16 protein-coding genes and 1 pseudogene are annotated in these 26000 nt (G+C 43.6%); 4 read left to right on the forward strand and 13 right to left on the reverse strand.

Features of this window, described 5'->3' with window-relative positions:
* Nucleotides 1–96: 96 nt before the first annotated feature.
* The 5 genes and pseudogenes from MHM99_RS16380 to MHM99_RS16400 form a co-directional block, all read right to left on the reverse strand.
* Nucleotides 97–987: pseudogene (locus MHM99_RS16380) on the reverse strand (IS66 family transposase); the annotation flags it as partial.
* A 140-nt stretch (nt 988–1127) separates the two neighbouring features.
* Nucleotides 1128–1478, reverse strand: a complete 351-nt coding sequence (tnpB, locus tag MHM99_RS16385) for an IS66 family insertion sequence element accessory protein TnpB (RefSeq protein ID WP_187447030.1) — start codon at nt 1476–1478, stop codon at nt 1128–1130.
* Nucleotides 1479–2047: 569 nt separating this feature from the next.
* A complete protein-coding gene (locus MHM99_RS16390) occupies nt 2048–5194 on the reverse strand; it encodes a hypothetical protein (RefSeq protein WP_187447031.1) in 3147 nt (1048 codons plus the stop codon).
* Nucleotide 5195: 1 nt separating this feature from the next.
* On the reverse strand, nt 5196–7754 hold the full coding sequence (locus MHM99_RS16395; RefSeq protein ID WP_187447032.1) for a hypothetical protein: 2559 nt from the start codon (nt 7752–7754) through the stop codon (nt 5196–5198).
* Complete coding sequence (locus MHM99_RS16400) at nt 7747–8340, reverse strand: hypothetical protein (RefSeq protein WP_222936563.1); 594 nt, start codon at nt 8338–8340, stop codon at nt 7747–7749. Before MHM99_RS16400 ends, MHM99_RS16395 begins: the two co-directional genes overlap by 8 nt.
* Before the next feature lie 490 nt (nt 8341–8830).
* Between MHM99_RS16400 and MHM99_RS16405 the strand changes: the two genes are divergently transcribed.
* Nucleotides 8831–10549 carry an EAL domain-containing protein gene (locus tag MHM99_RS16405; RefSeq protein ID WP_239220172.1) on the forward strand — a complete coding sequence of 573 codons (1719 nt, stop codon included), beginning with the start codon at nt 8831–8833 and terminating at the stop codon, nt 10547–10549.
* 159 nt (nt 10550–10708) lie between these two features.
* Here the strand turns inward: MHM99_RS16405 and MHM99_RS16410 are convergent, their stop codons facing one another.
* From MHM99_RS16410 to MHM99_RS16435, 6 genes are all read right to left on the reverse strand, one after another.
* The gene (locus MHM99_RS16410; protein ID WP_239220173.1) at nt 10709–12643 is read right to left on the reverse strand and encodes an EAL domain-containing protein; all 1935 of its coding nucleotides are present in this window, start codon (nt 12641–12643) and stop codon (nt 10709–10711) included.
* 195 nt (nt 12644–12838) lie between these two features.
* Nucleotides 12839–13861, reverse strand: coding sequence for an MBL fold metallo-hydrolase (locus MHM99_RS16415; RefSeq protein WP_239220174.1), 1023 nt, complete (start codon nt 13859–13861; stop codon nt 12839–12841).
* A gap of 288 nt (nt 13862–14149) precedes the next feature.
* A complete protein-coding gene (locus tag MHM99_RS16420) occupies nt 14150–17197 on the reverse strand; it encodes an efflux RND transporter permease subunit (RefSeq protein ID WP_168463486.1) in 3048 nt (1015 codons plus the stop codon).
* Between the two features lie 3 nt (nt 17198–17200).
* Nucleotides 17201–18334 (reverse strand): efflux RND transporter periplasmic adaptor subunit, encoded by a 1134-nt coding sequence (locus MHM99_RS16425; protein ID WP_061094730.1) that lies wholly within the window; start codon nt 18332–18334, stop codon nt 17201–17203.
* Between the two features lie 266 nt (nt 18335–18600).
* Nucleotides 18601–20538: a monovalent cation:proton antiporter-2 (CPA2) family protein gene (locus MHM99_RS16430; protein ID WP_187447037.1), complete on the reverse strand. Its 1938-nt coding sequence runs from the start codon at nt 20536–20538 to the stop codon at nt 18601–18603.
* A 1-nt stretch (nt 20539) separates the two neighbouring features.
* Nucleotides 20540–21190, reverse strand: coding sequence for an NAD(P)H-dependent oxidoreductase (locus tag MHM99_RS16435; RefSeq protein ID WP_061094732.1), 651 nt, complete (start codon nt 21188–21190; stop codon nt 20540–20542).
* A gap of 553 nt (nt 21191–21743) precedes the next feature.
* Between MHM99_RS16435 and MHM99_RS16440 the strand changes: the two genes are divergently transcribed.
* Nucleotides 21744–22238, forward strand: coding sequence for an acyloxyacyl hydrolase (locus MHM99_RS16440; RefSeq protein WP_101564083.1), 495 nt, complete (start codon nt 21744–21746; stop codon nt 22236–22238).
* Nucleotides 22239–22440: 202 nt separating this feature from the next.
* Nucleotides 22441–22800: a helix-turn-helix domain-containing protein gene (locus MHM99_RS16445; protein ID WP_239220175.1), complete on the forward strand. Its 360-nt coding sequence runs from the start codon at nt 22441–22443 to the stop codon at nt 22798–22800.
* 49 nt (nt 22801–22849) lie between these two features.
* On the opposite strand, the gene MHM99_RS16450 is transcribed toward MHM99_RS16445, so the two are convergent.
* Complete coding sequence (locus MHM99_RS16450) at nt 22850–23125, reverse strand: antibiotic biosynthesis monooxygenase (protein ID WP_014949064.1); 276 nt, start codon at nt 23123–23125, stop codon at nt 22850–22852.
* Between the two features lie 293 nt (nt 23126–23418).
* Between MHM99_RS16450 and MHM99_RS16455 the strand changes: the two genes are divergently transcribed.
* The gene (locus tag MHM99_RS16455; protein WP_049588799.1) at nt 23419–24696 is read left to right on the forward strand and encodes a diguanylate cyclase; all 1278 of its coding nucleotides are present in this window, start codon (nt 23419–23421) and stop codon (nt 24694–24696) included.
* 43 nt (nt 24697–24739) lie between these two features.
* Here MHM99_RS16455 and MHM99_RS16460 read toward each other — a convergent pair whose 3' ends face one another.
* Complete coding sequence (locus MHM99_RS16460; RefSeq protein WP_239220176.1) at nt 24740–25999, reverse strand: urate hydroxylase PuuD; 1260 nt, start codon at nt 25997–25999, stop codon at nt 24740–24742.
* Nucleotide 26000: the final 1 nt, after the last annotated feature.

Consider the following 26000-nt stretch of genomic DNA (forward strand, 5'->3'; position numbering starts at 1 on the left):
CGCAGCGAATAAACTGTTATGAAGAACCGGATGCGTTAATTGCGCTCGTCCGGGTCTGTGAGGGGTGAGGGCAGTAATGTCCTCATCTACTCGGAAACCCGCTAATGTGGCCTTGGTTTGTTCATAGCCCTGATAGCCATCCACTTGCAAATAGCCTGAGTAATATCCCAGATACTCTACCGCACAACGCCCTGAGCGATTGTTCTGGTAGTCATACAGCACGATATTGGGTATCGGGTTTTCATTGGGCGAATCACTGCCGGTGCAATACAACCACATATAACAGGTAGATTTGTCTTCACTGATGACCTTCAGTGTGGTTTCATCTGCCTGAATGACGGGTTGTTCCAGTTGGATGGTCTTGAGCCGTTCAACTAAGGGTTTAAACAATGTGCTGCACTTTATCATCCAGTCGGCCATGGTACGGCGACTTAATTCGATACCATATTGTTTGAACAAGCTTTCCTGGCGATACAGCGGCAGTCCATATTGTTATTTACTGGTGATGATTTGGCTTAATAATGATGACGTAGCTATCCCCTTAGGAATAGGGCTGGCCGGTAGAGGCGCAATGTTAACCTTAACCTCAATACCTTGCTGCTCACACATGCGGCAACTGTATTTGGGCCTGACATGCTCTACCACTTTGACCTGGGCGGGGATGAATTCCAACTTTTCACTGCGTGCTTCGCCCATCTGATGCAGCTCACCGCCACAGCAATCACAGACCTTGTCTTCATCGCTAATGTCATGAACAACCGTTTCACGCGGTAAGTCTTTAGGCAGTGACTGGCGTTTCGGTGTTTTGTGGGTATAGCTGATGGCCTGTGTCTGGTCTTCCTCTTCAACGTGGTCAGCCTCTGACTCAGCTTCGTTAAACAACTCACCCTGGCCTGGATGGCTTTCACTGCTAGCTCCAAACTGCTTTTGTTGAGCCAAGCGGAACTGCTCTTTTAAATAGGCTATTCTGGCATCCTTCTCAGCCATTAATTCTGCTTGCTCTGCAAGCAATTTTCGAAGCTTTGTCAGTTCGTCAATCATGGTGTCATTTTACCAATAAAGCCCAGTAACCTGTTGTTTTTATTCAGACTAATTCGTGATCGTTAAATCCCTTGTATGATCACAGGTTATAAGGCCACCGACTGGAAGGTCATGGGTTGATGACCGATAACATCATACCCACTTAGCAACCACTCCAGTTGCTGTTCAGTCAGTGAATACGTTGGCGTACTGAGCTTACCTGGCCACTTGAATTTGTCCTTTTCCAGACGCTTGTACCACAGGGCAAAGCCGGTGCGGTCCCAGTACAGGATTTTCAGTTTGTCTTTGCCCTTGTTAAAGAACACGAACAAGGCGCCTGACATCGTCGGCAAAGCCATGTCGGTTTCGACGATGGCCGCAAGGCCATTGATGGACTTTTTGAAGTCGACAAAATCACGGTGCAAATATACTCGGGGTGGATCAACAAAAAGCTTCATGCCGGCAGGCCATTGAGCAAAGTGAGCAGGTAATCTGCCGGTGTTTCTGCTGGCAGCGATAACCTAGAGGCTGAAAGTTCGAGCACAATCGGTTGCTTAATATCTCGATGGACTTCTGTCGCAGTATGTTTGGTAACTTTTGTGCTGACAAAAGCGGATGTCGTGGCATTAACTAATCCATGCTTCTTCCGCTGAGTGAAAAGCCACTGGTTGAAATCTTATGCTGGCGACAAAATTCTGAAATGGTTAAACCGCTTTGCTGCTGGTCTTCCAGAATCTGCCGCCATTGGTCCCGGCTTCGAAATTTTCTCATTGCTCACTCCGTTTTGAATTTTGGAGTCAGCTTACTGAGATTTCTTCAACCACTGAATGTGCTGTTTACCGGACGCTTGCAAACGTCGACATACATGCTAGCGACGTTCGCAATATATGGCTGAGGGAAAAACATGAATATCACTGCATTACGGCTGGCAAAGCTTGCTGAAGCGCGGCAACATTGATAGTGTGATTACGTCAAAATCGCTTGGTACTTATACCGTCAGTATCCCTTGATAATCACACTAGTACATCTAAACGTCCATATGAAGCAACTTACCAAACACAGCCAAAACGCACAAAAAACTAATAAACGCCTTGTTTCGTCTTGGCGTGCTATTTGAGTCTGCTTTCGGTTTTAAAAAGTGCAAACTAACGGTACCCTTCTGTAAGTAGCTGAGGAACCGTCCCTCATCGCTGATTGTGACCTTAACCTTTGATTGCTCGTTCGACCTTAAGTATTCGACAAACCGATGTGGTATGACAATTTTGGTAACGACTTCATTGTCAAAACGACTCTCTATTTCATCAAGCCAAAATTTTAAATCTTTTCGATATTGACTGATCAAGTCTTTGTCAAATTGTTGTTCAGAGGGGAAATACCAAGTGAATGAAAGTTGCCAACTCTCGCTCTTTAGTCCTTCAAAAAGGTCGAGTAGCGTGCGTATCGCTTCTACGTTGTGCGATCTTATCAAAGAGTCTTTTGAAGCAACTCGATTCCTCATTAAATCGTGCATCCCCGACCAAAGTGCATGATTACCGTCCTCTGTTGCTCTACACCGGTCATTAAATGTAGTTAATAACTTTTCCACATTAGCAATTTCGCTTTTCTTGAGCATTGCGGCATTCGCATAGCGAGGAAGCTTATTCTTTGCTCTTTTACCTGGTCGTCTAGATAGGTTGTCATCTATGTTGATAATTTTGTTGATTAGCCCATCATCAACTTGGATAGACTGCATAATCTGAATGTTGGATTTTCTGTTTGCTAGCATTAACATCACTTCCCAAAGATCCAGTAACGAGAGTTTTTTGTTATTGGTCATCGAAAACGCATTTTGGATCTGCGCTAGTAGCGTTTCATTGTCGGCTGATATCTCTTTTGGTTCGCAAATAGTCATATGTCTTGGACGCAGAAAATCTACTTCATGTGCTGGGTTTAATAGTTTCGCACGCGAGTTCAAATCTTCATCTTGAAGCCCCCAGAATTCTTTAAGCGAAGGTTTACTGAGTTTATTGTCAGAGAAGGCAACATGCTGCACAAATTCGGACAGGTGGTAATAGGATGAAAGCGTCACCTCAGGTGTTGCGTGTCCCATTAATGATGATACTGCCCACAGTCTTTTCCTAGACCATGGTGTCAAAGCTAGTCGAGATGCTACTTTTTTATAATTTGCATCATTGAAATAGGGATGGTCGCAAAATTGATAAGTTCTAAATTTCTTCAGGAACTCACTATTTAATAGCAACATCAGCCAATTGCAAAATGAGTGGCGACAGTGATGAAAGACCAAGTTTTGGTCGCCAGTTACTGAGCGTAGTATATAACTAAGTAGATTGAATGCTTGGTTAGCTTCATTGATATCTGGCACTATTTTGGTGTTTATATTGACATGAAGCCCTCTTCGACCATCTAAATAGTCAATAAGCTCCTCTAGCTTGTCCTCAGGCCAAAGGCAATCAAGTGGTAGGTTACGAGAACTCTTTGCTGACTTTAAATCGCGAAACCTATTAGGCCGTACTTGCAGACTAACATAGTGTAGCCCCCCTATTTTAAGGTCCGCAAATTGTAAGCCTGAAATTTCGTTGCGTCGTAATCCACTATAGAACCCAAAACAAAAATAAAGTTTGGCAAGGGTTGCTAGTGGTGTGTTCAACAGGTCGCATAATTGGCATATCCTGTCCGCTTCATGATGGGTAATGATGTTGGCATTCACCCCAGTCTTGTTGCATGGGACATCGATATCAGAAACATCCATTTCCCTAACGAAGTTCTTAGTAACTAAAAAATCGGCGAAGTAAAGTACAAACTGTTTCTTGCTAGATATGATTTCATCGATGACGTCGTTTAATTTAGTCACCCAAATATCTGGTGATAGGGTTTGCATATTGCAACCTGCAAACTCTTGGATAAAAGGTTTGGCAACATAATCTACGTAGTCATATATGGTTTTAAGTCTTAGTCGGTCCTTTTTTTTGCCTCCTTCATCAAGTAGATGATATGCCCATGCGAGTAATAACCATATAAGAGGCTTTTGTATAGCATGCTCTGTTTGCTCTAGCCACGTTCGTAGTTTGCCTTTAAGTGGAGTAGTAATCTCACCGCTCTTCTTTTGAGTCGTGTTTATCTTCAATGGGCGAATAAACGAGGTTACTTCTGTATATTGTTCGGTAGTGGTTTGTTCTAGAGGAAATATACTCTTAGCGTATTTTCTATTATCGCTGCTTGGACGGTTAGCATCTGACCATGCTTTGCGTTGACGATGTGAAACAGTCCTGTCAACGATGAAATCTTGTTGTATCTCTACTGCGGTGCCTTTCAATAATCTAAATAGCGTATGTCTCTTAAGTGGAGTGGTAGGGAATATTCTTAGTCTAATAGCCGACTCAGCTGCACTTAATGATAATGCCAATTCAGTACGCAGCATACTTCGAAACATTATTGCGCTGATTTTGTATTCAGTGGGCACGATCTGAAATGTATGTAACGTTTTGTTGATTGCGTTGACTATGTTTGCAGGGCTGCGCTGTCGTACGTTCCAGTTCAGCTTGAGCAGCATGACCGCCGTCTCGGATAACCAAAACCGCTGATACTCGGTTTCAAAAAAGCACTCTTCTCCGATGTAAAAAATGTCTACCTCTCTATTTAAAAGGCTTCTGACATTTTGAGGCTGTGATACGCCCTCTTTAAGTATTAGCCAAGCAATGAGAATACCCACTTGATCGTAAGTGTTATTCATATAAATAGACAATGTGTCGGGTGCTTCAATAAACCTGTAAATTCTTCGTTGCAACGTAGACAGTATCATGTCGTCGGGTTGAATAAGAGGAATGTCTTGTCTGATTTGAACAGGAAAGGAGAGCTTTGGGGTTTTGATTCCAGACTCTTTTTCTAAGATACAAAATAGTAGTTCTGCAAGACGTAACTCAACCAAATGTAACTCGAATCCTTTGCTTAGCGAATTCGTGAAATTTTTTATAGATTGCGCTAAGTATTTTTGGTTGTCATAGCGAACATGACGTTGAAATTTTTCGATTACGTTCTTTATTGTTTTGTCGACATCTGCACTATCAAAGTGACTAATCTTAGAAAGTTTCACATACTGCGAGATATTCGTTTGCGCTGAACTCGCATAGTGTTGCTTGACATCAGTCGACAGTGATATCTGCGCTTGTTTAGGCATATTAAGACCGGAGCCTAGTGAGTAATGACGGCAGCGCTGTCCAACCCAGATCTTCCAGCATCTCATCAAGTAATGGCTGTAGCGATGAGACGGTCGTTGGATAGCTTGATGATGAAAACTTTTCCAAAGGGTTCTCACCAGAAACGAAGTGACCCAGCTGAAACTTAACCAGCTCTTGGTGCACGCCTTGAGTTTGAAGATATCTTCGCATGTAATGTCTTCCAAAATTTATCGGTAAATGTATTTCCGCGCGTAATTTTTTGGGGGTGACAGTAGTCGGTATAATGGATTGTTCCGCATTTTCCGCTTTAATTCGTTCGCCTTCTGTTTCATTGCCATGTGTACTAAACAAGAAAAAGACGCCAAGTTGAGTTGCGGAATTTCTGATAGTGATAAAATGATCGAGTCGCTCGCTTTTACCTTGCAAATGAACGTAATTTGTAGGAGAAAGTTGGGAAAATAGGTGTCTAGCGAGCAAAGGCTCTACCATACTGAGAAGGTTCGCCATAGTATTTATATGTACTTGATAGAATTGAAGTTGCTGGCGCAATAGTCTTGCACACACTATAACGCGCATATGTGAGAAGGTCTTTGTTGAGTCTTTGTCCGAAATACATAACGTATTTCTTTCTGGAAAGATTAGACTCAAGGAGGGCAGGGGGTTACATACGGCGCGGTATCCTGTTCCGCTCAGAAGCATCCCAAGCGTGTAGATTGTATAAGCATTATGATATTCAATGAGGCTTTCTATTTGCCTCGTAATTTGTCTAGATTGGAAATGAGTTTTTAGGTGTGCTGCAGTAGTTGAAATCCAAGTCTGCAATGCAATTTTCGTTGGCGTAAAACATGAACCCACTCCAATATGTTGTTCGATACCGCTTTCATTCTCGACGTCGTTATTGGTATTAACTGACGGCATGAGCTCTGGTGGTTTAAAATTAGGATCAAAAAGCATCACTTGTTTTAATACATCCTGCCAAATGGAATGAATGCGGGCATTGATTTCCCTCTCGCTGTACCAGGCATAGTGCCTCGGCGCTCTTGTGTAGTACGATATTTTGCCTGATAAAATTTCTAGAATAACGGGATCGTGTAGTTCTTGAGCAACTAGGAAATTCTGAAGAAAGCATTCAACCCTCGTAACACCTATCTGACTGTGGTTGCGATGATTTATGACCTTAAGGAAACCATCGACTGCATTTTTTATTGTGTTCAATCTGTAAGTGCAGCCAATAGTCTCGTGCTTGAGTATATCTGCAGCTACTATTTTGTCGCGTATAAACGCAGGCAGAAAGAGCTTTACGGTGGAACCTACTCTGAGTAAGTCTCTTCTATGCGAAAGAGAGCTCTTCGTAGTTGGAGATGGAGCGACAATCAAACTTGTTGATGTATCGGTGACATGAAGGCCTGGCTCATGATGGTTTTGATTTAGATGCACAGGAATGTTGAGGAGTTCGTCTAATTCTTTACCTAGGAACCAAATTAGACATATTAGGCTTTGAATGTAGCTTGCTGGTAATCCACTGTATGTACTGCTTGATGATGATGTTAACTCATGCCACAGCAATTGAAGTTCATGAGGTTGAAGAATTGCACGGTCTGTCGGTAGTAGGTTGTGACTGCGCCTAACGTCTCGAGTGATTTGTCTTCGTATTTTCTCAATTTTGTATTCATCTTTGATAACAGCTGTATCAGGGCGCTCATGCTTATCTTTACTTTCACCCGCCTCGTTAATTTGTACGATAGTCACACTCGGGTAGTCCTCGCTCAAGCATGCAGAGGGATCCTCCGTTTTATCATTCGATAAGTATTTTGCTTTAAGAGATGCAGTCAAAAGGTTTCCGGAACCTGGAAGTCTTACTAGCTTTGTTCTTTGAAAATAAGAACGTGTTTTTGAGGGCGAGTCGCGGGATTGTCTCACTCGCGTGGTCCAATTTAAGCGATAAAAATGTTCAAGGCTATAAAGGTATGTCAAGCTTGAAGGATTCTGATTACTTGGATTCAACGCTTTGATGCTCTCTCGAGCATGAGCTGCACTGATAGCCAGTGCATCTGGTGAACCTGATGTTCTCAAATGATAAGCTACGTCCGGATCGGTATATGATAGTCGGAATGCTCTTGCCGCTTCCTCTACTCTACGATTGCGTTTAATCTCAATCTCATTATTAAAATAGTGACTGAGAAATGAAAGTAAAGCAGACGCCATTTTATCGTCTTGATAATCATAAAATATAAACAGTAATGAATATATTGGTCGGAGGCTTAACCAGCCTTTCGCCTTTGTTTTATTGTATAAGATTTGTTGTTTAGCAGTTGGGGTCTGTACAATTTTTTGTTGTAGTGAATCGAAAGTGCTTAGCTCAATTTCAAGAAGTTTGAGCCACCTTTGTCCTGAAATTCCTCTAACATAATCAAGGATTCCAAAAACAAACCCTAAACCGCGAAAATCAATAGGGCACTCAATTTGCTCTAGGAATATCTCTACCTCCTCGACGTTGACGACATCGCTTCCGAAAAAGTCGATTATTTGTTCACGTGTTGGGGTTTCTATATTAATCACTACTGCGACTCAATTCTGTTTTTGATACTGATAAGTACTCAGCAACTTTTTCAATTGAATTAAGGTTAGGGAAAAGCGATAGCCATTCTTGAGATTGAAAAATGCTTCGTTTGCCAGGGTCGTGATTAAACCAAGTGCGAAGATAAAAGCTTATTTTTTTTGTGTCTGCGATAAAGCACTTTGAAAGTAAATCTGTACTCAGTGAGTGCAATATGATGGACCGCCTCAGTGACTTTGGCGGTGTTTTACCTAACAGGAAAACTCTTATGATTCTCTCTGAAGCCGTTTGATATTGCGCAGCGTATCTTTGGAATGCTAAGAAGGTAAAAAAACCTGACACTACGTAGTAATACCCTCTAGCTTGATAACAGATAATAGGGGAGTGAAGTGAGAGTAAATTTAAAAAAGGTGAGGTTTGTTCGTAGGTTTCTTTCGCGGTTCTAACGGCGCTAAACGGGTTAGCATTTTTGGTCATTGCGGACATAATACTGTCCGGAGAGAGTCTATTTAGTTTTACTTCTACCAATTCACTTTTGTCATACAAATTGCTGTCAAACTTAGCTAGTTCTTTTTCCAATTCGTTCATTATTCCACTCGCTAAAATACCAACCTCTTGCAATACCAAGATGAAACTAAAACGAGCCTGAAAAATAGCTAAATTAAACTGCGTTTTAAGTACTTTTATCTGTGACTGAATTGTGACCAAATATAGAGTGAAAATCAACCAAAAAGTGTTAAAGTAAAGGTCATAGGGTCAGAATAATTATCGAATTATAAATGTGTTATATGTTTTCTATGGTTTTGCGGAGGGTGGGGTAAGTGTTGATATATGTCTTGACATGGTAGAGGTCCCCTGTTCGAATCAGGGTAGACGCACCATCTTACGATTTAATTTCATCTTTTGTTGACCCAAGTTCTGCGTAACACGCACTGGTACCCTTTTCTTTATTCAGCGATATTCATGGGTAATTTAACTTTTTAATGTCGGGTGGTCTGTGTGATTTGGACTACACTAAAAGAATGGTGGCCGTTTTTATATCTTTGCTATCTAACAATTTAGCACTCGCGGGAGTACGATGAGCTTACAGAAATACCAAGAGCCCCCGTTATTTGAACAGCATGGTTCGGCTGAAAGGCGGTTCCTTCAGCTTATTAGTGCCTTGCCAAAGGTATCGGTGCAAGGTTATGACAAGCACCGAAAAGTTATCTACTGGAATAAATCAAGTGAAGACATGTATGGCTTTCGTGAGTGCGAAGCACTAGGTCAAAAACTTGAAGATCTCATCATTCCCTCGTTCATGAAAAGTGAAGTGATAAAGCTACATCAGCGATGGATAGATTACGGTGAGGCAATTCCTTCAGACGAACTCGTGCTTGAGAAGAAAAGTGGCGAGCCTATCCATGTTTTCTCATCTCACGTCATGCTGAAAGAAGGCACAGATTCACCCGAAATGTATTGTGTGGATATTGACCTGAGTGAGCAGCACAACATCAGGCAAGAACTTGAGCGAATGGCATCCACAGATTTGTTAACCGAGTTGCCTAATCGACGCCTGTTAGAGCAGTTTTTGACGTCGTCTATTGAGGATGCGTCGCGCAATGAGTCTGGCTTCGCTTTGTTTTTCATTGACTTAGATATGTTTAAAGAAGTTAATGACACGCTTGGGCATACCTGGGGTGATGAATTACTGCGCTCTGTTTCTAAGCGGCTGTCAGATTGTCTAAGCGAACGAGGCTTACTGGCTCGGTTTGGTGGAGACGAATTTGTTTTTGTCGCCACACAAGTGACCTCTGAAAATGAAAGTGCTGACATTGCTAAGAAACTTACTGAGTGTTTCAGGCAGAGCTTCGCGCTTAGCACTGAAAACGTGCATATCACTTCAAGTATCGGTATTAGTATGTACCCTAAAGACGGAAGTGAGATTGATGATCTTCTGAAAAATGCAGACGTCGCAATGTATCAGGCGAAAGCTGAAGGCCGAAACCGTTTTCATTTTTTCACCCACGCTTTAAGTCAGAAAGTTCGACAACAGCGAAGTATCGCAGCTTATCTCCATGAGTCTTTGGTTAACGATGAGTTTGAACTCTTGTATCAACCTCAAATCGATTTGCTCACCGGAAAAGTGGCATCGTGTGAAGCGCTGTTAAGGTGGCGTCCTAAAGATGAGGATAGGGCTGTTCCACCCAATATCTTCATCCCCATCGCTGAGCGCAGTGAGTTAATTGTTCACATTGGAAATTGGGTGTTAGAAAAGGCGTGCAAACAGGCACAGTTATGGAAAGAGCAGGGCATTAATATTCGCGTTGATATCAATGTTTCAGGAAAAGAGTTAGAGCAGAATGCTTATTTCGAACGCCTAAGGGAGTGTCGAGAGCGGCACGGTTTACTGCCTAAAGATATTGGGTTAGAACTTACTGAGAATGTGCTTATTAAGTCTGACAATACGATTTTAGAGAATTTGAGAGTGCAACGCGACCAAGGCGTTGAAATATCAATTGATGACTTTGGTACGGGTTATTCTTCGCTTAGTTATTTAAAACAGTTTCCCGTTAGCCACTTAAAAATAGATCGTTCATTTTTAAGAGGTGCACCGGAAAATGCCTACGATAGCGCGTTAATGGAGGCTATCGTGAATGTTGGTCACAAACTCGATTTAAACATTGTTGTTGAAGGCGTGGAAACTCAAAATCAATCGAACTACTGTAAGTCTCTTAACGTTGAATATGTGCAAGGCTTTCTGTATTCAAAACCCATTAGCTCTGACGCCATTATAAAGCTGCTTAACGATCAGTAAATGCGGTTAAAAGGAGGTGTATATGAAAGAGATTTTCACAACACCGCCTTAAACGTTTCATTGAATCGACGCACAATTAAGTCGTATAAAGCGCGGGGGCTCACAAAAAGCGTCAATACTTATCCTGACATTCAGTGCCTCAGACCAGCGAGCTTACACTTAGTACATTGTCCAAAGTGAGGGTTTAGAAAAGTAATAGCCTTGTTGGTGTTCAACGTCTAGTTTGCTCAGTGCAACAGACTCAGCCTCGTTTTCTACCATTTCCGCAATAACATGGATATTAAGGCCTTTCGCAATATTGATAAGGCTAGAGACAAATAACTGATTATCTTTGTTGGTATGAATTCCCTGGGTTAGCCGTCCCGAAAGCTTAACGAATTGAGGCTGAATTGCCCTTAAACCCGCAAGCGAGGCAAAGTTATCGCCAAAGTGTTCTATGGTAATTCTACAGCCCAGCTGTATGAGTTGACGGCAAAAGTTTTCGGCTACTTCTCGATGGTGAATAAGCGCTGCATCTTCGACTTCAAAAATAAGTCGTGGGCATAGCGTTTCCCGTGTTCGAAGCTCTTCAATTAACCATTTTCTAAACTCGCCGTTGGCAATTGAGGCGTTACTAATATTTATAGCAACCTGATGAGACGTTACCGTTAGTTTTTTAAACACAATGCCTGCTACCAACTTGTCGACTTGAGGAATAAGGTCCAATCGCTCCGATGCGGGGATAAGTTGCGCCATGGGTATAACATCATTGGTGTCTTTGTCTTTAAATCGAGCGAACGTTTCGTAATATGCTGGTGCGTTTCGCTCTACATTCATCACGGGTTGAATGAGAATATCGGCATATTGCTGCGACACGATGTAATTGAGGCGCTCACGCCATTTCGTATTGCTATGAACCTGAGATACTTCTGAAGAAAACTGCCATCCTTTTTGCGTTTTCATTGCCGCCATCAACGCACTGTCAGCACTTTCCATTACCTGCTGTAACGACATTTGGCTAGAAAAACGTGTTACGCCCATCCATGTTGCTTTGCTTCCATCTCGAAGTGGCGTGGCGTTTGCAAACTGCTTCGACATATTTTCTAACATCAAATCCCGTTCGTCCCGCCCCATAATTTCACTTATCAAGGCGAAATCTCCGCCTGATAACCGAAATACAAAGCCACTTTTGCAATTGTGCTTCGCCTCATGCACAAGAAAGTCCGCGATAGATTTTACATAATTGTCACCAGCTAACATGCCCAACTTAGTATTAATAGTGGTAAGTTGAGCGAGCCTGATGAGAATAAGCTCTTTTTCCTGGAAATTAGACGTGTCAGACAACAGCGCGCGAGTGTGTCGCTCGAATGCACTGCGGTTCGACAACTTCGTCAATGTATCTTTATTGGCTTCTGTTTTGAATCGCTCAGATTGCTGAGCAATGTCATTAAATTTTGATGCTAACGACGTGGTTAGCGTGTTCACTGTGCTGGTAAGTTGGCGGTAATCTGTTGTAAACGCATTTACCTGCGAGGGGGTGAAGTCGTGGCTATTTATCTCATTAAGCTTCTTAATGGTGTTTGCAATGGGGCGCCTAGCAAATTTGGTTACCGTGACGATATATAGCGCGAGGGCGAAAAATAGCCCACAAAAGATAACAGCATTTTTGATGAGAATAGCGGTGATTTCAGTGTAGATATAAGACGTGTCAGACGTAACTAACAAATAACCATCATTATTTGAAAAAGGAATTTTCTTGTTAACGGCAGGCGCGGAGTCCAGCTGTAAGTACCAATTAGGAACAATAATGTTAGGCGAGCGCTCGTACTTCGCAAACACATTTCCTTCGACATCAATGACTTTTACTGCAGATAAAAACGGCTGCAATACCATTTGACGAAGCATGGCATCAATCATTGATTGCTTCGACTGAGACGACAGGGCAGAGGTTTGTAAGACGGTTGTTTCGTAACGCAGCCGTGCTTCTTCAGCTTCTTGCTCGATTGACACTGAAGTGCGAGATTTTATTTCGCTTAGCTCAATACTCGACAACACCGTAAATGCTAGAAGCATAAGGGCAAAAACGCCCAAATTAATTTGACTAGACAGCTTCATTGCTAGCAGTTAGCTCCTTTAACTGAGAAATTTATTATTCGCCTCAACCAAATCAAGTGCTATCACTTTGATTGAGGCTTTTGTTATACCCGCCAATAGTGCCTAAGCGGCGAATAATAAATGTACTCCAAAACATAGAGTTAAGCGAGCAATTAAAAGCCCAGAATAATGAAGCAAGCGCTGTTTATTAGCTACTCACCTTTCGTCTAACCACCACGTTTTGTTCGGAGCTTCGCCTGCACCCTTAACTGGAACAACTTCGCCAAAGATAGGAATACTGGTGGGAACACCCTTAGCACCAGCAAGGTCTGTGATTTTTATTAAAGGCTCATTCCAATTATGTAGTGCTAAATCAAAGGTACTGTTGTGCACGGGCATCATGACACTAGCTTGAATATCAATATGGGCTTGCAAGCTCTCTTCAGGCAGCATGTGAATGTCAGACCATAGCTCGTTGTACGCACCGGTTTCAATCATCGATAAATCAAACGGACCGTACTTTTCACCAATGGCTTTAAATCCGTCAAAATAGCCCGAGTCACCGCTGTAAAAGATGTTGGTATTTGCAGATTTGATAACCCAACTTGCCCAAAGAGTTTCGTCTCTATCAAATAAACCTCGCCCTGAGAAATGCTGAGACGGTGTGGCCACTATTTCAACGTCGCTCACTTTTGTACTTTGCCACCAATTTAGCTCAACAACTTTATTTGCATCCACACCCCAGTCACGTAAATGATTGCCTACTTTTAGCGGTGTAATAAACACGTCGACTTTGTTTTTTAGTATTTCAATACTGCCCTTATCTAAATGGTCGTAATGATCGTGACTTATGATAACGGCATCTAATTTAGGCAAATCTTCCAGTGAAATTGGCGCTTGGTGGAAACGCTTGGGTCCCATCCATTGGACGGGAGAAGCACGTTCACTAAAGACCGGATCGATCAAGATATAACGTTTGGCAAGTTTCAATAGGGTAGTAGAGTGCCCCAGCTTTATCACGCTGTCTTCCGCAACTGCGTCAAGCATCTGTGGTGTAAGTGCCGACACGGGTATGTCAAACGTTGGCGTTGCAGCATCTCTATTGTCACGAAAATACGCTTTGGTGACTTTCCACATGTCTCGCCACGTCGTTTTATATTCAATATGAGTATTAGTGAATTTTTCAGGTTGCGACGCGCTTGCAGCAAGGGTGTTTGAAGAACCACAGAAAGATGTCATAAATAAAACTCCAACAAGAAAGCGTGTGCGATTAAAAACGGGCATGCTCTCACCTTAAATAAAAAGTATACTGCACAGTGTAGTTTACACATAATAGACTAAATTTGTTAAAAGTAAACTGTTGGGTGTAGTTGTTGTTGAGAAGGATAGATTGCAGCTAAGCGATAGTATGCAGCCAGCATGAGTAGACTCTCCTCATGCTGGCTGTTAACAATATTAGGTCCGCACCGTTTTTGCGCTACCTACACGAACTAGCGCACAACTAATTGAATTTGTAGTGCGTACTTTTTATTCTGACTTTATACCGTGGAACGTACAGTGCAGCACAGGCAATATGAGCAGTGTAAGTACGGTGGCAACGGTCAGACCAAATACAATAACAACTGCCATTGACGCGAAGAACGCATCAGAAAACAGCGGGATCATACCCAGTATGGTGGTGATGGCTGCCATTGAAACGGGACGTACACGAGATACTGACGCGGCTACTACGGCATCGAATGCGCCACTGTTACCCTTTGCCTGTACGTTTATTTCTTCCATTAATACGATTCCGTTTTTAAGCACCATACCAATAAGGCTTAAGCTGCCGAGCAGCGCCATGAACGTAAAGGATGCACCAACTAGCACCAACCCGCCAATAATGCCGATAGTGGTGAGTGGAATTACGCCCCATATCGCTAACGCCTGACGAAGCTTGCCAAACAGCAAAACGGTGATAATGAACATACCTAATATACCAATAGGCATACTTGCAAATAGGGCGCTTTGCGCGTCTGTTGAGGTCTCGTATTCGCCGCCCCATTCAATATGGTAGCCATCAGGCAGTTGAAGCTCTTCTACAAGAGGGCGAACTTTAGCTTGCACGCTCGCAGCCGTCTCACCGGATAAAGGCATGGGCTCTGCATAAACCGCCAGCATCCGCACCCGGTTGCGGCGTTTGATGATAGGGTTATCAAGCGATACATCCACATTGCTGATAACATCAGCCATGCTTATATATTTACCTTGCTCTTGGCTCCATACGTTGAGTGAGGCGAGGTTATCTATGTCATAGCGCTGGTTTGGATCGTTGCGCATGACAATAGGTATTAAATCGCTACCTTCGCGGTAAAGGCCCACAGTCTCACCTTCATTGTTCAGTAAAAATGCGGTGTGAACGGCATCTCGCGTTACGCCGATACGCCTGGCTTGTTCTTCCAGAAACACAGGTTCAACAAATGGGACTTTGTTGCTCCACGACAAGCGAACGCTGTCCATGGTTTTCTCTGCTTGAAATATCGCTTCAATGTCGCTGCTTATCTCACGCAAAACTTCAGGCTCTGGTCCGTAGATTCTCGCTTCAATTGCCGCTTTTGCAGAAGGGCCTACTTGAAGTGCTTTTACCTTGTATTGCACATTAGGGAAGTCTTCTCGCACCAGCTCGATAATTTCTCGCATACGAGCATCACGAGACTCAACCGTATCAGTTTCAACGATAAGCTGACCATAACTGGCGTATCTGTCTTCTGGCGCATAGGTGAGGGTAAGGCGCTGTGCTCCACCGCCAATAACGCTTGTTACGTTGGCAATATTCTCCATGCCTAACACGTTGTCTTCTAAGCGACGAATAGACTGCTCGGTGGTTAAGATGTCGCTACCTTCAGGCAACCACAAATCGACGAAAAACAGCGGTGTGGATGAATCTGGGAAAAATGCATTTTTTACGAATTTACCTGACGCCATGCTGCCTACTAATGCAACAAGTACCAGTACAATTGTCACGTAACGATGATTGATAGCAGCAGTAAGCACACGCTTGTATACCGTAAAAATAATGCCCTTATATGGGTCGTCATCTTCGTCATTAGCACCGCGCTCTTTTTCAGTTTTAAACAGTAAGTCGAAAAAGAAGGGGGTAATGGTAAGTGCGGTGATCCAACTTAAGAAAAGCGAAAAGCAAAGTACCCAGAAGAGGGAGCCGACGAATTCACCTGTGGCATCTGGCGATAGACCAATTGGCGCAAAAGCGGTAATGGCAATCACAGTCGCGCCAAGCAGCGGCAACCCATTTTGCGATACCACGTCTTTTGCCGCCTGAAGCTTGGTTTGTCCTTTTCTCACACCAATCAACATGCCTTCGGTTACCACGATGGCGTTGTCGACCAACATGCCAAGAGCAATAATAAGCGCACCCAAGGAGATTTTTTGCAACTCAATGCCTTTTACCGACATCAATATAAAAGTGCCAAGAATGGTAAGCACAAGAATGAGCCCCATCAGAACGCCACTGCGCCAGCCCATGAAAAGTAGCAGCACGAAAATAACGATGGCCACGGCTTCAACAAGGTTGATAAGAAAGCCAGTTACAGAATCGTCGACCACTGTGGGCTGGTTGTAAACGGTATTTAGCGTCATACCCAGGGGCATACGCTGCTCTAGCTCGGCAATTTTGCTATCAAGTCGTTTACCTACATCAACTACATTTACCGCCGACGCGAACGATACACCAATTGACAGGGCCGGCGTGCCAGAACTGTGATAAAGGATTGAAGGGGTATCGTTAAGCTTGCGCTCAATAGTTGCGATATCTGTTAAGCGAATAAGGCCGCTTGCAGGTGAGCCAATTACCACCTGACCTAACGCCTCTAGGTTATCAAATTCGCCAGTGGGCTGTATGGACAGGCGTTTGCCTTGAACCTTGATCGAACCCGCGTTGCCCACTACATTCTGCGCGGTTAAAAGGCCTGCAATGGATTCTGCAGAAACATTTAGGGTTTTCATTTTATCGTGATCTAACGACACAATAATTTGTTCATTAACGGTACCGGCAATCGACACCTTTTTTACACCGTCAACAAGCTGGATCTCTCGCTGCATTAAATCTGCAAAGTCTTCCATTTGCTTAAGGGAGTAGTCTTCGCTTTTAAGAGTAAGCAGCAGGCCAAATACGTCACCAAAGTCATCATTTACAATCGAGGTGCTGGTACCAGGTGGCAGTGATGCTTGTGCATCGCCCACTTTACGACGCAAGTTGTCCCAGTATTGCTCTAGGTCCTTGGCCTGGACACTACTTTTAAGCTCAACAGTAATTTGCGATAGCCCAACCATGTTTACTGAGCTGATTCGTTTTACGTTGGGTATACGCTGAATCGCCTTTTCAAGCTGCAGCGTAACTTCTTCCTCAACTTGCTCAGGCGTTGCCCCTGGGTATTGAGTAATAACCAGAGCATTTCTAATGGTGAATTCGGGAAACTCTAGCTGACCTAAGCCAAGAAAAGTCACAATGCCGCCAACACCCAAGATGATGGCGACCATCAAGCTAATTACTTTTTGACGAAAAAAATACTCGACCATGGCTTATAGGCCCCCTTCTTTCGTCCACTCCGTAACAGCTTGGCCTTCTTTTACAAGATGAGCTCCAGCAGCAACGATTTTATCATCGTCGTTTAGCGGGCCTTCAACTAACAGACCGTTGGAAATACCGCGCGTAATCATCACTTCTACTGCTTCTACAGTGCCCTTCGTCGCGTCGCTATCACTTGGCTTAAAACGCCATACAATTGCTTTGTCTGGATCTGCATTGTCAGTAACCACCGCACCAAAAGGTACTAGCCAAAGCTTCGCGTTAGACTCAATGAGTTTCGACATATCAAGTAATACGGTGGCGCTCATGCCCGCTAGAACATTGATGTCGTCTGGTTCTGGCAGAGTAATTGTTACCTCATAGCTAAGTTCGCCTTGTCGCGTGGTGCTTTCGTGATCCTTATACATGGCCGCGTAACGCTTGTCTGGCATACCTGAAAAGCTGACCCATGCCATTTCAGATGTACGGTTTTCACGGGCTCGTGAGCGATCAATCATGCGCATTTTTTGCTCTGGCAATTGAAACGTAACGTCGATAGCGCCCGGCATATGAAGCTCGGCAATGGTCTGCTGAGGCACAATGACTTGGTAATTTTCAACAGGAACAGACGCAATAAGCCCCGCAAACGGTGCGCGAAGCTCCGTATAGCTTAGTTGATCCTGGGCGTTGGTCAGACTGGCTTTAGCGGCTAAAAAATTGGCTTTCGCTTCATCAAACGTAGAGCGGCTTACCGCGCCTTTTTCAACGGAAGCCTCCATGCGTTCAAACATAGCCGATGACACGTCAAACTGAGACTGGGCAGTGGCTAACTGTGCTTTCGCGTCTCTATCATCAAGTCTAGCGATAAGCTGGTTCTCTTTAACTTCTTCACCCGCTTTTACTTTGAGTTCTTGGAGTTTGCCGCCAATGCGAAACGAAAGGTTTGAATACTCAGCCGCTTCCACTTGCCCCGGGAATTTAGCGATGGTTTCGTCTGAGTGCTGCACTTTGTAAAGCGTTACCGGTGTTGATGAGACTGCTTTGGGAGGCGTGGGGGCTTCTTCACATGCACTTAACCCAGCGAGTGCAGTAAATACCATCACAGTGCGCAGGGCTAAGCTGTGAATGAGACTTTTTTCAGACAACATGGTAACTCTCCATTTAAATAGACCACTTTTTATTCCCACTAAGGCAATGGGTTATCTTGTACAAGGCGCGTGTCAACTTCTGAACGTGAAAGATAAAAAGCCAATATACGACAAGTTTGATATACATACAGGTTATAGTGCTTTTTTCTCTTTTCGATCATCTTTTTGTTTATTTTTACAAGGCGATAGTACGCTATCGCCCATGAACATTCGTGGGTGTCCGGTCACTATAAGACAATTACCCTCTCGAAATGCCGTTGGCTAGCTCACAATTCACCCTTATCAGGTTTCTCATCGGGCGCGAGTATTTCAGCATAGCCTTTCGGTGGTGGCGTCCAGCCACGCATTTTCGAATGCTTGTCGTGTAAATCTGCTTTTAGCGCATTTTCGATTAGCGACTCAAGTTCAATAAAGAGTTTTAGATAATTATTGTCTACTCGTTCTCCTCTGGCCTCAACTGCCCACGCGTGATACAGCACATCGTTTTGCTGAGCCTCAATATTTTTATACGCCATTTTTTGTCGCTCAACTTGGAAAGGGTGAATATTGAGTGAGCGAAGTGCCTCTGCGCCCATCTCAAGAGCGCTGTGGTACGTTTCAGATACCACAAAATCTGCGCCCAACTGACGCAAGCGATACCCATGGCCGCGGTCAAAGGCACGCGCAAGCACTTTAATATTAGGAAAGGCGTGCTTGGCGTATTTCACCATTTCGGCAGCGGTTTCTTTATCGTCTATAGCAATAACTAGTAACGATGCTTCATGGGCGCCAGCAGTATGCAAAATGTCTGGTTTGGATGCATCGCCAAAATAGGCTTTGGTGCCAATCCGTCTGATAAGGTCTATTTGCTCAGAGCGAATATCAAGCACATCGGTATTAACACCGTTGGCTACTAAAAGACGGTTAATGATTTGTCCAAAGCGCCCAATTCCAGCAATAACTACTGTGCCTTTCTCGTCAATCTCATCTTCAGCTCGCTGTGATTTCGCGTTTTTGTAGCGAGGAATGATGGCCTTGTCGAAAAGAATAAAAAGTCCTGGCGTTAGGAACATTGAAATGGCAACAACAAGCGAGAGAACAGAAATAATGTCGCTAGGAAGCACATAGTTTTGCGAGGCAAAACTTAATAGCACAAAGCCAAATTCACCCGCCTGAGCAAGGCTTAGTGTGAACAGCCATTTGTTAGTGCCTTTTATTTTAAAAATTAAGGCGATGATAAACAGCACAATGGCTTTCACAAGCATAACAGCTACGGTTAGCCCTGCTATTAGCATTGGGCTCTCACTAATTACAGAGAAGTTAATGCCAGCGCCTACCGTAATAAAAAAGAGGCCTAACAATAAGCCTTTAAACGGCTCGATATTAGCTTCAAGTTCATGTCTGAATTCACTGTTTGCCAAAACTACACCAGCCAAGAATGCACCAAGGGCGGGAGAGAGACCTACAAGTCCCATTAGTGCTGCAATTCCTATAATGAGCATGAGCGCAGTGGCGGTAAAAATTTCCCGTAAACCCGACGCAGCAACAAACTTAAATAAGGGGCGACTTAAGTAGTGTCCTCCGATGGTTAAAAAGGCAATTGAGCTAATGATCACGAGACCTGAAGCCCAAGGGGCAAGCCCTTCAACTAAATTAAAGCTATCGTGTGACCCTGTATCGCCGCCATGTGCATTTCCTGCTTCGACCAGTTCTGGTATGGCAAGGAGGGGGATAAGCGCAAGCATGGGAATAACCGCGATATCCTGAAACAGCAGTACAGAAAAAGCGCTTTTGCCTCCTTCCGTTTTTTGCAGCCCTTTTTCTTGCAACGTTTGTAAAACAATGGCGGTTGAAGAAAGGGCGAATATAAGGCCTATTGTAAGGGCAATGCTAAAAGGCTGAGCAAGCAATATGGCTACGCCTGTGATAAGGGCGGTGGTTAACGCTAACTGAAGGCCGCCCAATCCCATTAGTTTTGACTTCATCGCCCACAGCGAGCGAGGCTCTAGTTCTAGCCCAACCAAAAACAGCATCATGACTACACCGAATTCAGCAAAATGTTGAATGGCAACAGTTTCGTCACCAACAAGGCCAAATATCGGGCCAATCACTAGCCCTGCTATTAAATAGCCTAGTACAGACCCTAATCCAAGACGCTTCGCAATGGGCACTGCAATTACGGCGGCGACCAGATAGATAAATGCATATAAGAAATAGCCAGTCACGTTACTCTCCTTGCGATGTACAAAGGTCTGCGAGATTCTCGATGTGCTTTGCTTTTTCTAGATTCAGGGTGTTAGTGGTCAATTTGTTTAGCAAGGTTGTCCACTTGCCTCTATGTTCAGCAACGCGATGCTCTTCTCGCGCAGTACGAGAGCCAAAGATCGCAAAAGGAGCAATGTAGGTCATGTGCGTGATCTGAGCCATTTGCTCTAAAGGCTGGAGCAGTTGCCTGATGGTGTAATGATTAAAGCCATCAGTTTGATAGGCTTCTTCCTTACCGCCTGCACTTAATGCGCAAAGAAATAATTTATCTTTAAGTGCAGTGCCTTCATGCCCATAGGCAAAACCATATTCCAACACTAAATCTTGCCATTCTTTTAAGATTGAAGGTGTGGAATACCAGTAAAGTGGAAACAGAAAAACAACGACATCGTGATCGATTAAACGCTGCTGCTCCCGTTCAATATCAATATTGAAATCTGGATACTCTGCATACAAGTCAACAGCAGTAACGTGTTTATTCATTTTTGCTTCGTGAAAAAGCGGCACATTTACTTCTGAACGGGTTTGCGCGGGGTGGGCAAAGAGAACCAGTACTTTCTTACTTTTCTTAGCGCTCTCTACATTGCTTTCAATGATGTTCTCGTCAGTCATACATTTCTACTCAGTGCTACAGCCAGCTCTCGTTGAGCGATAAGGAGCCGTTGATTGTTGATGTGCAAAACACGGCAAAGGTCAAAAGACCCTAGGTTATTCATTAATTCAATCTGTACGTTTAGAGCAAATAAGAATGTGTTTTTCCTCAAAGTTATAAGGTTACTAATATTTATTAGGTTGAAAAAAGTAACCTGATTACCATTATGTACTCACGTATAAAAACAGCTTCGAACAGAAGCGTCGACGGAACACTATTTTTAACTTTTGATTAGGGCCTGTTGACCTTTGATGTACAAATTTTGGTCTAGATAGAAGCCTTTTAATCGCGAAACAGTCCTGCAAGCCTAGTGGGCTAAGTTAAAGGACTGTAACAAAGAGTAAAAGGCTTCCATGACGACCCCTTTGGGCAGCGCCTGTGTGCCACCTATACTGCGTTGATTGTTTTCGATTTAGAACCACTAGACCGTCAAACATTCGTCTTGTCTAGATGGCACACAGACCGCTGCAAAATTGTACAGCAAAGGTCAGCAGGCCCTAGGACAGTATAAACATGAAAACACCAGTAAAAACACTCGCACTTGCATTATCTTTACTTTCTCCCCTTGTTTCTCTTTCTACTCAAGCCCTGCCGCAAGGAAGTGAGCTTAAAGCTGGGGCTGCGGTATGGAACTTGTTTGATGACGCAGACCGTTACGCATTGCACGTCGCCTACATTCATAAACCGCTGGACTCGTTTTACGGTTTACGACCTACCGTACTTCTGGTTAATGCGGACCAAGGCCAACATTACTTCGCAGCGGGTTTGGCAAAAGATGTCTACAAATACAATGACTTTTCAGTACGCGTTGCCTTTCACGCGGGCATTGTTGATGAATCTGAAAATTTAGGCGACACCATTGAATTCTATTCATCACTTTCCGGACTCTACAATTTTTCTGAATCATTTTCGCTAGAAGCTGAAATTGGCCACATTTCTAACGGCGGGCTAGGGGACACGAACCCTGGTTCAGAATCGTTTGTATTGAGCGCTCACTACCATTTCTAATGGTATGCATTAGTTGCTTGATTGGCGCCTAGTGCTCTACCTAATTCTCAGAGATAGCCGTGAACCTTTCGAATTGGAGTTAGACTAATTAACTAAAGGTATACTAGAGGCCAAACTTGCTTATGTGGTCTATTTTAGTTACCTTGTTCAAACAAACAATTAGTATACTTTTAGTAACTAGGTGGCTTTTTTAGGAAAATAGATGAGAAGTGAAATAAAAACAGACGCTAAGGGTAGAAAAACCGTTCTAGATACTTGTACAGAGCCTTGTGCTATAGAGCGTGGAATGCGCCTAATTGGTGGAAAGTGGACGGGTTCTATTATTTATCATCTCAAAGATGAGCCTGTTAGATTTAACGACCTGTGTAGAATGCTTGGCGGCGCCAGCCGGAAGATGGTTGATCAGCGCCTTAAAGAGCTGGAAAACAACGGTATGGTGAACCGCAACGTTATTGACTCTCGCCCAATTGCGGTTGCTTATAGTCTCACCGAGTTTGGGCGCTCAGCGCTAGATATTCTTGAACAGCTAAGAGTCTGGTCTGAAAACCACACGAATGATTAAATACCGCTAGCGGTGAGCATTTATCTCACCACATTTGCTTTATAAAGCGCTAGACCGACACTAGCGGTAATCGAAGTACTTTTTCAACAAGCTCTCCGGCTTTTTCTTGGAAACCAACAAAGTGTTCAGTAGCTTCATGAGCATCAAGGGCATCCTGAGATTGCCATTTCTCCGTAATAACAAACACACCCTCTTCACTTGCATGTAGGTCATACATCACTGCGCCGACTTCTTCTCGGCTTGATTTAACCAAGGGTAACAATGCGTCTAAAAGTGCATCTTGTTGGTTTGGTTGAGAATAGATTACGACTGAAAACTCGATCATTTTACTGTCCTATTGAGAAAAAACGCTAACATAGGCAACTAACGGAGTAATGGTTAGCGTTTAAAGCTGACTAGCAACTTTTTTCAGGTGAAAAGCAATCTCCACCATCAAATGCCTTTTACCGCTATGTCGCAGTTAGACGCTATCTAAGCCTTTTTCTTAGATGCATTTTTTAGCGAATGAAAAAAGTTAATCTATAATGATTTATACTAAAGTATAAAAGGGTGCTCATTATCCTTTGAGTGCCAACTCTTGAGGCGACGGAATGCTATTACCGAACGGGGCGATGCCCTATGTTTGAAAAAACTTTTCACTTTTGTCCTGTTGGGCTCGCTCACATAAGCGTGGATGGAAGCTTTATACGTGTAAATAAGCGACTGTGTGATTTTTTAGGATATTCTGATGAAGAACTAACGACGTTAACCTTTCAAGAATTAACTGCGCCAGATTATCTTGATGAAGATCTAAGTTACTTAGAGCGCCTGATGGCAGGTGATATCGATGACTATGCGATTGAAAAGCGATATGTAAGGCGCGATGGGGAGCAAGTTTGGGCGAAGTTAACAGTGTCTTTAGTAAGAGATCAGCGCGGCAACCCAGACTATTTTATTTCTATTGTGGAAGATATCGACGAGAAAAAGCGCATCCAGTCTGAGCTCTTTCAAGTTGATGCCTTGTTTAGCAAAATTGTTAGCGCATTTTCTGATAGAACGTTTATATGGGTGGCGACGCCAGACTTGTCTAAACTGCAATACGTTAACGATGGCTATTCAAACATATTCGGTCGCAGCGAGTACGAACTTTACTGTAACCCTATGAGCTTTATTGATCATGTACATGAAGATGATAAAGCACGGGTGTTAAAACTGTTCAGTCAACGCCCTTTGCAGAATTGGGATATTCAATATCGTATAAACGACTCGAAAGGCGAAGTGAAGTACCTTCACGATCGCGGAAGCTTGATATTTGACGACCGTGAAATGCAGTCGCTTATTTTAGGCACAGCCGACGATATAACAAGAGAGAAAACGCAGCAGCAAGCTTTGTTGAGCGCCGTCACTAAATTAGAGCACCTGTCGAAAACCGACTCGCTCACTGGACTTGCAAATAGGAGAGAGATATTTAGCCAGTTAAGCGACGAAATTTCTCGTATGGGTCGTGGCCAACAAACGTCAACGCTCGTTTATATAGACTTAAACAAATTCAAAGAAATTAACGATAAATACGGTCACAATGTAGGAGACAAGGCGCTTGTTGAGTTCTCTGAAAGAATGAGTGGTTTGCTGCGTGATAGTGATAGATTCGGTCGTATTGGTGGCGATGAATTTGTGATCTTGCTGTATGGAACCAATGAAAAAGAGACCGAAGTTTTTTTCAATCGGGTTGCCCAAAGCGACTTTGAAGTTAATGTAGATGGCAATAAGGTAGTACCAATTGGCTTCAGTGCTGGCTGGGTTGAGTGGAGCGAAGGCATTGAAACTGTGCAGGAGTGGCTAGATAAGGCCGACGAGGTAATGTACGGAAAAAAGCGTTATCAGCAAGTTTTAACCGCGATTGATAAAGCGATGTAGACAGCTATTCCTGAGACTCGATATCTACACCGCTTTCGCCATTTTATCTTTCCCTTTGAGCGAACCAGCGCGCTATTTCCTGACGCTCTTCGTCTGTCATTTTTGTCTTATTTAAAAATGGCATGTCTTTGGTCACAGAGGTTCTTCGAACCACTTGTGGCGCAAACCTTTCAATATCTTCCCATGTATCTAATACTACGCCTAAAGGCGCGACTTTAAAGATATCGTCGGTTGGCGTGCGCGAGTGGCAGCCCACACAATGGGTTGTAATTAAGCGTACTACGCGCTCATTGCTTACTTCAGAACTCGCTTGAGCGACTGCATTGTTAGCTGTTACTTTTTTACCTACTTCATCGACAAGGCTCACATCTTCATGTCCTTCATTCGATGTATGTGATGGCGACTGTGGCCATGACACCCATAGGGCGATTGCTAGCATGGCGACTGCGCCAGACACTAAAATACCAGGTTTAGTGGTGCCCACGTGACGCAAGTTAAAGAAATGACGTATCCAAGCGGCAGCGGCCATTATCGCAATGAGTACCAGCCAATTTTGCGGGTGTTGATACGTCATGGGATAATGATTTGAAATCATGATAAACAGCAGTGGCAGCGTAAAGTAGTTATTGTGTACCGAACGCAATTTAGCGCTCGCCCCCCAATTAGGATCAATATCTTTCTTATCGGCTACAGCTGCTACCATTTTGCGCTGGTTCGGCATGATGTTGAAAAAGACATTCCCTGCCATGATAGTGCCAATAAGCGCACCAACGTGAATATAGGCACCGCGACCGCTAAACCACTGGGTAGACAGGTAGCTAACAATACAAACAAGCGCGACTAATCCAATACCGAAGGCGAGTGGATATTTTGCCAATGGGCTACGACAAGCAAATTCGTATAAGGCTAGTCCGCCAAAGATTAACCCTAAACCTAAAGATATTGCCGTGGTCGGTGACATGGCGTTTACCGAAGGGTCTATAAGATAAGCGCTAGCACCAAAGTAATAAATAATTATGAGTAGTGCGAAGCCCGACAACCACGTAGTATAGGCTTCCCACTTAAACCAGTGCAGTGTTTCTGGCATTTTCTCTGGGCCATAGGCGTATTTGGCAACCTCATAAAAACCGCCACCGTGAATAGCCCATAAGTCGCCTTTGATACCTTTGTCCTGTTTCCATTTAGGTGGCGTGCGTAGATTGTTATCCAACCAAATGAAGTAAAACGACGCGCCAATCCACGCTACACCCGCTACAACGTGGAACCAACGTACAAATAAACTTAACCAATCTAGCCACGGCATT

Origin of the sequence: Alteromonas sp. MmMcT2-2, from assembly GCF_022348305.1 — a bacterium.
GTDB classification, from domain to species: domain Bacteria; phylum Pseudomonadota; class Gammaproteobacteria; order Enterobacterales; family Alteromonadaceae; genus Alteromonas; species Alteromonas macleodii.

What these genes read in the sequence shown, in the direction of transcription:
- MHM99_RS16460 (WP_239220176.1), bottom strand. Translation starts at nt 25,999, where the DNA reads ATGCCGTGGCTAGATTGGTTAAGTTTATTTGTACGTTGGTTCCACGTT.
- MHM99_RS16410 (WP_239220173.1), bottom strand. Translation starts at nt 12,643, where the DNA reads ATGAAGCTGTCTAGTCAAATTAATTTGGGCGTTTTTGCCCTTATGCTT.
- MHM99_RS16440 (WP_101564083.1), top strand. Translation starts at nt 21,744, where the DNA reads ATGAAAACACCAGTAAAAACACTCGCACTTGCATTATCTTTACTTTCT.
- MHM99_RS16400 (WP_222936563.1), bottom strand. Translation starts at nt 8,340, where the DNA reads ATGAACGAATTGGAAAAAGAACTAGCTAAGTTTGACAGCAATTTGTAT.
- MHM99_RS16425 (WP_061094730.1), bottom strand. Translation starts at nt 18,334, where the DNA reads ATGTTGTCTGAAAAAAGTCTCATTCACAGCTTAGCCCTGCGCACTGTG.
- MHM99_RS16450 (WP_014949064.1), bottom strand. Translation starts at nt 23,125, where the DNA reads ATGATCGAGTTTTCAGTCGTAATCTATTCTCAACCAAACCAACAAGAT.
- MHM99_RS16420 (WP_168463486.1), bottom strand. Translation starts at nt 17,197, where the DNA reads ATGGTCGAGTATTTTTTTCGTCAAAAAGTAATTAGCTTGATGGTCGCC.
- MHM99_RS16415 (WP_239220174.1), bottom strand. Translation starts at nt 13,861, where the DNA reads ATGACATCTTTCTGTGGTTCTTCAAACACCCTTGCTGCAAGCGCGTCG.
- MHM99_RS16435 (WP_061094732.1), bottom strand. Translation starts at nt 21,190, where the DNA reads ATGACTGACGAGAACATCATTGAAAGCAATGTAGAGAGCGCTAAGAAA.
- MHM99_RS16390 (WP_187447031.1), bottom strand. Translation starts at nt 5,194, where the DNA reads ATGCCTAAACAAGCGCAGATATCACTGTCGACTGATGTCAAGCAACAC.
- MHM99_RS16445 (WP_239220175.1), top strand. Translation starts at nt 22,441, where the DNA reads ATGAGAAGTGAAATAAAAACAGACGCTAAGGGTAGAAAAACCGTTCTA.
- MHM99_RS16455 (WP_049588799.1), top strand. Translation starts at nt 23,419, where the DNA reads ATGTTTGAAAAAACTTTTCACTTTTGTCCTGTTGGGCTCGCTCACATA.
- MHM99_RS16405 (WP_239220172.1), top strand. Translation starts at nt 8,831, where the DNA reads ATGAGCTTACAGAAATACCAAGAGCCCCCGTTATTTGAACAGCATGGT.
- tnpB (WP_187447030.1), bottom strand. Translation starts at nt 1,478, where the DNA reads ATGAAGCTTTTTGTTGATCCACCCCGAGTATATTTGCACCGTGATTTT.